General features: G+C 45.7%; 1 protein-coding gene. It reads left to right on the top strand.

The features are described 5' to 3' along the window. Positions 1 to 317 (top strand): hypothetical protein (locus V0R37_RS21885; protein ID WP_420376528.1); only part of this gene is annotated, 317 nt, incomplete at both ends.

Below are 317 nucleotides of genomic sequence, written 5' to 3'. Positions count from 1 at the left end.
TTAGAGGGAATAGAACAAGGCGTGGTCACTTGGCAAGCGTCAGGATACGTGCAATACATTAATCACTGTGCTCGGCAGTGGTTAGGCTTAGATGAAAGTCATATTGGCCTACACATTGAAGCGTTATTTCATTTTCCGCCCGTGGTTGAGCAAGCCTTAGCAGAGAGAACCAAACTGGAAAAAGTCGAAGTCATGGTCGATTGTCAGCATCAATTGTTGAAAGTGATCCTCTCACTTAAACCACTCAGTAGCGGTGAAGTCATGGCGCTGTTTCATCCTAGCGAACCACTAACCCAGCCTCATGAACGTCACTTTAT

The sequence above is a fragment of the Pollutimonas rozaliensis genome (genome assembly GCF_048751585.1).
Taxonomy (GTDB): Bacteria; Pseudomonadota; Gammaproteobacteria; order Burkholderiales; family Burkholderiaceae_B.
Note: the sequence above shows the minus strand (reverse complement) of the source record. Positions and strands in the feature narration are given on the sequence as shown.